Raw genomic sequence first — 7,596 nt, forward strand, 5'->3', positions numbered from 1 at the left:
TGCTCTCGCCGGCATCGGGCGCACTCACTGGCTGCCTCACTCACTCAGCATCGTTTTTTCAGCACGCGGCGCGCTCGCCTCGGGTGGCCGCACTTACCAGGAGACGTCGTGAATCACCGAAGAACCGCCTTGCGTTGGATCGCTGCCATGGTTGCCGGATCGGGCGTGCGCGGCGCCCTGGCCCAGCCGACGGCGTATCCCTCGCGCCCGATCACCATGCTGCTGCCGCTGGCCGCCGGAAGCGCGGGCGACGTCGCACTCCGCGTGCTCGCCCAGAAGATGGCCGAGAACCTGCGACAGGGCGTGGTGATCGAAAACCTGCCGGGCGTGGCGGGCCTGCTCGGCACGGAGCGCGTGGTGCGCGCGCCGGCCGACGGCTACCTCATCGGCGGCATCGGTGACAGCGTCTTGAACTATGCGGCCAACCTGGCGCCGAAGCTCAACTTCGATCCCCTGAACGACCTGGAGCCGGTGGCCCTGGTGGCGACCATCCCGTGGACCCTGGCCGTCAACCCGCAGATCGGCCCCAAGACGCTGCGCGAGTTCATCGCCTTCGCGCGCGCGAACCCCGGCAAGCTGGACTACGCATCCACCGGCATCGGCAGCGCGTCGCACGTGGGCATGGAGATGCTGGCCGCGCAGGCCGGCATTTCGCTGCACCACGTTCCGTACAAGGGCGCCACGCCGGCCGTCAACGACGTGGTCGGCGGACAGGTGCCCGCCGTGTTCTCGGCTGTGTCGGTGGTGTTGCCCCACGTCAAGAGTGGCAAGCTGGTGGCGCTGGGCGTGCCGCTCGAGAAGCGCTCGCCCCTGCTGCCCGACGTGCCCACCTTTGCGGAGGTCGGCATTCCCGATTTCAAGTTCGACACCTGGGTGGCGCTGTTCGCGCCCAAGGGCACGCCGCGCGCCGTGATCGACACGCTCAATGCCGAGACGGGCAAGGCCCTGGCCGACCCGGCGGTGCGCGATCGCCTCGTGAGCCTGGGCCTGGAGCCAAACACGGCTACCCCCGACGAGATGCGCCGCATCGTCGCCAGCGGGCACGCCCGGGTGGCCGCCATCATCAAGAAGGCGAACATCCGAGCGGAGTGAGGGGAGTGAGGCGGCGGCGAATCGCGGCTCGCCTGCGCGTCACGCAGGCGGCCAGATCCGCTCACCGATGAAAGGCGACCCAGGAGCGTGAACGCTTGCCCGCGTGATCTTGTTGGTCCAGTGTGTCGGGTCGAGCGCCAGCGACTCGTGCGGCCGCTCGAAGTGCTCCAGCCGGTGGGCCAACGATTCGAACTCATAGAGGATTCCGTGCTTGGGCCAGCCCGCGACGCCACTCCACTTGCGCGTGCGCACCACGCCCGCCATCTTCGCCATGGAAGGAAGGCGGTACTGCGCGTACCACCGGATCAGGTCGAACTCGGATTCGATGGAGCGCGGCTGCAGGGTTCCCATCTGGATGGCCGGCGCCGGTGCGCTGTCGCCGGTCTGCACGCTGCGAGACGGACCATCGACGCCCGCCTCCAGCGTGAACGCCGCCGATCGCAGGCCCTGGCGCCAGGCGAGCATCTGCCCGAAGCCTTCGGGCATGGGCGCTTCGGTGAACTCGGGAACGAAGAACGCGTGCGCATTGGCGGCCCCGGCGAGCACCAGGTATTGCGAGCCGTGGCCGATGTCTTCGTCCTCGGTGTGGCTCACCACCGTCTGCTTCACCTGCGACATCTGCGCGCCACCACCCGCATAGCGGTAGTGGGCCACCCAACGGATGCCGGGCAAGGTGTTCAGAAAGGGCAGATAGCTCTGGTGCGTCCAGTCAAGGATGCGCTGCGCATCACCTTGCGGCAGGTCGTACCAGCTTGCCCAAAGGCCTTCGCTCATGTGTCGTCCTTCATGTCGCCCTTCATGTTCGCGGGCAGCATAGATCGCGTGGCGCCGCGCAGGCAAATCATCATGTGCGATGGCACCGTTCACTTCAAATCATTTGACCTGCGGCCCGCCGAGGCCGGGAGCGCTTCATGAGCACCAAGACCCTCCTCATCGCCGGCGCCACCGGCATCGTCGGCAACGCAGCCATCGAACACTTCTGCTCGCAACCGGGGTGGAGGGTGGTCGCACTGTCGCGGCGCACGCCGCCCCCGCGAGAAGGCGTCACGCACATCAGCGTCGATCTGACCGACGGCGCCGGCTGCCGCGCCGCGCTTGCGCAGTGCCCCGGCATCACCCACGTGCTCTACGCCGCGCTGTACGAAAAGCCCAGCCTCCTCGCGGGCTGGACCGACGACGAGCAGATCCGCATCAACGAGGGCATGTTGCGCAACCTGCTCGATGCGCTGGAACAGACCGCCCCCGGTCTGCAGCACGTGACGGTGCTTCAGGGCACCAAGGCCTACGGATCGCACGTCGGCCGCGTGCCCGTACCGGCCAAGGAGCGCTGGCCGCGCATGCGGCACCCCATCTTCTACTGGCAGCAAGAGGACCTGCTGCGCGAGCGGCAGTCGCGCGCGGCCTGGAACTTCACCGTGCTCAGGCCGCAGATCGTGCTGGGCTACGCGCTTGCCAGCCCCATGAACATCGTCGCCGCCATCGGCGCCTACGCCGCTATCCAGCGCGAGCTCGGGCGGCCCTTGGCGTTCCCCGGAGGCGGCCGCTATGTCAACGCCTGCAGCGACAGCCGCCTGATCGCCCAGGCCGTGGAATTCGCCGGCGCCTCGCCGGCGGCCGCCAACGAGACCTTCAACGTCGTCAACGGCGACGTGCTGGTCTGGCACGACATCTGGCCGGCCATCGCGGCCCACCTGGGCATGGAAGCGGGCGAAGCGCAGCCGATGAAGCTCGCCGAGGAAATGCCCCGGCACGAAGACGTCTGGGCCCGGGTGGTCGAACGGCACGGGCTGCAGCCGCTGTCGCTCGCCGAGTTGATCAACAGCTCCTGGCAGTTCGCCGACCGGAACTTCGCCTATGGGCAGGACCACCCGGACGACCGCGTGGTCAGCCCGATCAAGCTCCGGCAGGCGGGGTTTGCGGGGTGCCAGGATACGGAGGACAGCATTCTTTATTGGTTGACGCGGATGCGGGAGGCGCGGCTGTTGCCGGGTGGGTGACGAGGTGCGGTTTAGTAATTTCGCGACGACTGCATGTCGAATGTCGATATCGACCTGCTGCGTGTCCCCGGGCGTACCCGGGGCGGATGCTCGCTATCAAAGTGCGCCGCGAACTGCCCAAGCGCCAATTGAGCAGCATAAAGCATCAACAATAAAGAAATTCCAATTCCAAAGCGCGCGGCACCAAATACCTCAGCACCACTTGCGACCCAGAACGACCGGAGTCGTAGTCGGCGAACTGAGTTCGCTTGATCTGGGCGAACTGGCGAGCCATGGTAATGAGACTGATGTAGGGCAGCCCGAGCGCGAGGCCGCGCCAGAACACGCCCACCTGACGGCTTAGGTACTGGAGAAGGGTGGGACGCGTCTTGTAATCAAAGCCTCAATGAACATCACCAAAGGCAGACTCAGAACATTCATAACGACTCACCTTCAAAGCGAGCTCTGCCAATTCGGGTTTACCCCGCCGCGTTCCCCAGTCTGTTAGTCGCCGTCACTGCCGATGATCCAGCTTACATCAAAGTCTGTAAGTTGATTCTCTAACTGCCTTGCGTTTTCGAACCAATAGTCGAAGATCTTTTCGCGTGACGAGAGGATTAAATAGAAACCGCCCGTCGCCCCTTCCGAGTCATCAGCGACTTCTATTTTCCAACCTTTGTAATTGCCGCTGCAAACGATTCCAGTACGGACAATCATACGGTTAGTCCTTATATGGAACGTGATTGTTGAATATGTAGCGACTTGTCGCTGGATCCCGCCTCGAATGCACGTGCGGCACTCCGGGATTGTGCCCCCCAGTTACGCAGGATCGATACGAACTCCCGCGTTCCATCACTGCTATGAAAGACACCTGATCCGGGTCGCCCGCGCCCGAGACGGGGCGGCTACCGGCGATACCGCCGCTGGCGCCGCCCAGGCCGATGCCCGCTCCCGAAGGGCCTATCGACTCGGTGCCCGCACCGCCGCCCACGCTCACGCCCACGGCCCTGCCGTCGTAGCGGGCCGTGTTCGCCGATCCGCGTCCGGCGCGACGCCCGCGAGCACGCCCCCAGGTGCAGCGACCGCGCGGCTTGCACGCTCGACGATTCGCCTCGGACGTCAATCACGAGCAAGCCGCGTGAGGGGAGCGGGCCCGTCGCAGTTGCGCCCGGATGCGTCATCGCCTTTTCTAGTCAGTGCTCAGCTGGGGATACTTCACGCCAAGGGCTTCTGCTGCTTGCTTAATCAATTCAAGCGCCTAGAGACTTGCCCGTTCGCTGGTGTGTTCGGTGGTGAGGGTGCCGAGCCTGACCTTCGGCGACGTCGGCAACCAAGGCGCTCACAAGCGGCCCGATGCGATGGAAGGTGTGAACTGGCACGTCGCGGCGGCACTTCGGGCATGTGGCGGTTCGCTAGCGTGTACTGAAGAAGAACACGGCACAACTGGTCACCCTCTTCGCGCAGTCGAATCTGTGGACGGCGCGCGACGCTACTGGCGCTCGATGGAGTAGTCAGTGTGAAAACGGCGAATGCCGGTTGAAGACGGCATGAATGCGCTGCGCAGCTGGCCCGCATCAGGAAACGGCCTTCTTCAATTCGCTTGCCAAGCTCTTAAGCCATGCTCCTGCATCTACTCCATCCCCACTCGGGAGGTAATAACAACCCAAATCTTTTATCAATGCCCTCTCTAGTTCATTGCCGTCCTCGTGCTCACCCACATAGCGATATATCTGTGCAACGATTGCTTCGAGCATGCAGCTGTTTGGAGCACTCCCAAGGAATTGCGCGACAACTTCTCGGGGCCCAGAGGCCTCTAGATCCCAATCCTCATGGAAGTATCCACTGAGAAAAGATCTAAGCTCTTTGAACTCATCTGCTTTCATCGCGTCGGGTATCCCATAATTATTCGCCACCCACCTCAGCTGGGGATACTTCACGCCGAGGGCTTCCGCTGCTTGCTTGATCAATTCGAGAGCCTCAGGCGACGGCCGATACTTCGCTTCCCTCATCTCGAAGATGAAGACGTCATACGATAAACCACACTCACCGAAGTTAATGAAGCGCTGTATTTCTTTGATAGCGGCTGGCTCTAACCGGCGACTATCAAGGTTCAGTGATTTCAAGAGCAAGTGCTAGTTGAGCCGTCCTTTCAAGGGGGCCCATAGTTACGGGGTACCCGACGAATTTGCCAAGGAATGCACGATGAGCCTATCGGTTCAGGGCACCCTAATCGCTGCTCAGCTTCGGGTACACGATGCGCAAGGATCGCGCAATATCCCGAATTAGACTCAACGCATCAGCCGAAGGTGAATAGCATCCGTTTTCGATCTCAAACACGATGGCATCGTAAGCCAGTCCGCACTCATTGTGTTCTATATCCTGCTTCATGTATTTGGCCACGTTCGGCCGCAGATTTCGCACTTCAGACGCCAAAAATCGCATGAGCAAAATTTCGGCTAACGGAGCTTTCGTCATTACCAATCTTTCGGCTGCTTCACTGGGTAGGCGGTAACGATCCGTCCGTTGCGCACCCCTGGCGGCTCAGTAATTACTAAAATTTCGACGCTATCTCGAACTCCAGTAATTCTTAGACGCCCGTTGGGTTGCTGGACTGCTTGCAAAGACGGATCAGTTGCGATATCCGACACAATCTCAAGAATTCTATCGGCGTCCCAACTCCTCGGAAATGGCGTCTTTCCAGGGGCACCTGGCCAGAGGTGCGCACGTCGCGCTTGGCGGCGATGACCGCGTCTTGCTGGGCCACCACCTGCGATCCGATGACGAGCGCGTCGCGGCCGGCTCGGATGGTTACGCTCTCGCCGGCCACTAGCGTGCCTTCTGCCAGGCGCTGCGTGCTGCGTTCTTCGCGTTCGTCGGTTCGGCTGGAGAGGAAGCCGCGGCGTCGGGCCAAGCTTTCGCGCTCGCTGGTGTGTTCGGTGGTGAGGGCTTCGAGCTTGACGTCCCGGCCGGCGACCAGGCTGGTCTCGCCCCGGTCGCTGGTGATCTTCGCGCCTCGCGCGGTGAGGTCTTCGCTTGCCACGACGGTGACATTGCCCCCGGCCCGCACGGTGCCGTCCGAAAGGCTTTGATGCGACTGCGCCGCCCGCTCGTAACCCCTGCCGTGCACGGCCGACTGCTGATCGACCGCGTGGCTGTCCACCGCGGCGCGGATGTCCACGTTGCGCCCTCTCAGCGTGAGGTGCTCGCCGGCGTTCAGGTCGCTGCCGATGGCACGCTAACGCTTTTGCGCCTCATCGTCGGCATTGCCGCGGCCTCAGAGTTGATCGCTGCCCCGTCAGTTGAAGCAGTAGTCGGGATACTTCACGCCCATGATCGTGCCTGCATCTACCAAGTATTGGAGCCCGCGAGCTGATAAAGCGGCATTACCAATCCGGACGTGATAAACGATTACATCGTATGCCAACCCGCACTCACCATGGTCAATGAAGTGCTTTGCTTCTTTGCACAAGTCCCGGGGCAATTTTTCTCCTTCGAGGCAGAGAAGTTTCATGAGCAGAGGTTCAGGATCTCCAGTGGTCATTTTGGATTTCTCGGCAAGTTGATTGGATAGCCTGTGACAATCCGTCCGCCGCGGGATGGGGGCTCAGTCACAACCATAATGGTGACGCCATCTCTGGTGCCGGTGACAAGCACCCGGCCCCTCGCACCTGTTTCACGGGCTGACGCTGGATCTCTAGCGATGTCGGAAATAGTTTGAAGAACTTGCTGTGAGCTCCAGGACTCAGGGAAAGATGTCTTGCCGGGTTGCCCCGGCCATAGATGACCGCCTCGATTGGGGCCTTCCCCCCACAAAATGTGCTCAGCACCTATTTCATCTATAAGCGGCGGAAGATGAGCAGAGGGACGTCTTTCGCCACTACTCAGCGTCAGATTGGATGCTACGCCCCCAACTTCTACCGGGGAGACGGTAGTCGAGCCTCCAGGCGGCTGTTCGACTGCGCGATACCCACTCGTTCTGCGATTCCCCAGCGGATCCTCCACCGCAGGCGACGCGGTCACGATCGCCGGCCGCGGCCCAGGGTTCGGGCTAGCAGTGTTGCCACCGGCCGCATCGGGCCGCTGAGGCTCATATCCCGGGGGCGGGGTGTTCGCGTCTTCAGCGTTTGCCAGCCGTCTGATGTCCTCAACCGCGGCCGCACCCAGCACGGCAACCGCGCTCATGCAGACGTTGCTGGCGACGCACTGGCGTGCGGCAACCACACCAGTTGCCATCAGGCCTTGGAGGATGCCCGGAACGGCCGCCGCGCCGTTATTGGCTGCCTCGTTGAATGCTGCTGCTCCCGCTGCGTCGCCACCTACGGCAGCGGCCAGGGTAGTTGCAGTTCCTTGCACCAGCACGTCGGCGATCGGCCGGGGCACACCGGCTTGCGTCAGCGCCATCTGCAGGTGCGGCCCGATCTGCGAGGTTGCACCTGCGGCAAGAGCACCGACGTGGCCGCCGCTGATGGCGCCGATGGCAGCGTGACCCCCCGCGCGGCACGCCCCCTGCGGACTCCAGCATTCCTGT

At 62.9% G+C, this 7,596-nt stretch carries 8 protein-coding genes and 1 pseudogene; 2 read left to right on the forward strand and 7 right to left on the reverse strand.

Annotated elements, in window-relative coordinates:
- Positions 1 to 108 precede the first annotated feature (108 nt).
- Complete coding sequence (locus WG922_RS05265) at positions 109 to 1,092, forward strand: Bug family tripartite tricarboxylate transporter substrate binding protein (RefSeq protein ID WP_340281148.1); 984 nt, start codon at positions 109 to 111, stop codon at positions 1,090 to 1,092.
- Positions 1,093 to 1,131: 39 nt separating this feature from the next.
- Here the strand turns inward: WG922_RS05265 and WG922_RS05270 are convergent, their stop codons facing one another.
- On the reverse strand, positions 1,132 to 1,866 hold the full coding sequence (locus tag WG922_RS05270; RefSeq protein WP_340281149.1) for a hypothetical protein: 735 nt from the start codon (positions 1,864 to 1,866) through the stop codon (positions 1,132 to 1,134).
- A 137-nt stretch (positions 1,867 to 2,003) separates the two neighbouring features.
- Here WG922_RS05270 and WG922_RS05275 point away from each other — a divergent pair, with 137 nt between their 5' ends.
- Positions 2,004 to 3,089 carry an SDR family oxidoreductase gene (locus WG922_RS05275; protein WP_340281151.1) on the forward strand — a complete coding sequence of 362 codons (1,086 nt, stop codon included), beginning with the start codon at positions 2,004 to 2,006 and terminating at the stop codon, positions 3,087 to 3,089.
- A gap of 483 nt (positions 3,090 to 3,572) precedes the next feature.
- Here WG922_RS05275 and WG922_RS05280 read toward each other — a convergent pair whose 3' ends face one another.
- From WG922_RS05280 to WG922_RS21960, 6 genes and pseudogenes are all read right to left on the reverse strand, one after another.
- Positions 3,573 to 3,785, reverse strand: a complete 213-nt coding sequence (locus WG922_RS05280; protein WP_340281152.1) for a hypothetical protein — start codon at positions 3,783 to 3,785, stop codon at positions 3,573 to 3,575.
- A gap of 857 nt (positions 3,786 to 4,642) precedes the next feature.
- Entirely contained in the window at positions 4,643 to 5,191 is a 549-nt protein-coding gene (locus WG922_RS05285; protein WP_340281154.1) for a contact-dependent growth inhibition system immunity protein, read from the reverse strand.
- Between the two features lie 351 nt (positions 5,192 to 5,542).
- A complete protein-coding gene (locus WG922_RS21955; RefSeq protein ID WP_445322793.1) occupies positions 5,543 to 5,842 on the reverse strand; it encodes an EndoU domain-containing protein in 300 nt (99 codons plus the stop codon).
- Positions 5,800 to 6,246: pseudogene (locus WG922_RS05290) on the reverse strand (hemagglutinin repeat-containing protein); the annotation flags it as partial. The pseudogene WG922_RS05290 and the gene WG922_RS21955, both read right to left, overlap by 43 nt.
- A gap of 117 nt (positions 6,247 to 6,363) precedes the next feature.
- Entirely contained in the window at positions 6,364 to 6,609 is a 246-nt protein-coding gene (locus WG922_RS05295; RefSeq protein ID WP_340281157.1) for a hypothetical protein, read from the reverse strand.
- Positions 6,606 to 7,469 carry an EndoU domain-containing protein gene (locus WG922_RS21960; RefSeq protein ID WP_445322794.1) on the reverse strand — a complete coding sequence of 288 codons (864 nt, stop codon included), beginning with the start codon at positions 7,467 to 7,469 and terminating at the stop codon, positions 6,606 to 6,608. The genes WG922_RS05295 and WG922_RS21960 overlap by 4 nt, the downstream gene beginning before the upstream one ends.
- Between the last annotated feature and the right edge of the window lie 127 nt (positions 7,470 to 7,596).

Origin of the sequence: Ramlibacter sp. AN1015, assembly GCF_037726105.1 — a bacterium.
Taxonomy (GTDB): domain Bacteria; phylum Pseudomonadota; class Gammaproteobacteria; order Burkholderiales; family Burkholderiaceae_C; genus Ramlibacter.